At 82.0% G+C, this 222-nt stretch carries 1 pseudogene; it reads left to right on the plus strand.

The features are described 5' to 3' along the window. A pseudogene (locus RH94_RS43285) lies at nt 1–222 on the plus strand (serine/threonine protein kinase); the annotation flags it as partial.

Genomic DNA, 222 nt, shown 5'->3' on the forward strand with positions numbered 1-222 from the left:
TGGACGAGCCGGACGCGGACCCGGCGGGAGAGCCGGTGCGGGAGCCGGGTGAGGAGGCGTCCCCGCGGCCGCCCGTGGAAGCGGCCGGGGAGCGGGTGCGGCGGCGGGGAGCGGTCCCGCTGGTGCCCGGGGCGAGGCCGGACTCCAACCGGGACACGCACACGTCGATGCGGGTGCCGGGGCCGGACGAGCTGGCGGGCGGTGCGCGGGGGACGGCGCGGG

Source organism: Streptomyces kebangsaanensis, assembly GCF_001906585.1.
In the GTDB taxonomy this organism is placed as follows: domain Bacteria; phylum Actinomycetota; class Actinomycetes; order Streptomycetales; family Streptomycetaceae; genus Streptomyces; species Streptomyces kebangsaanensis.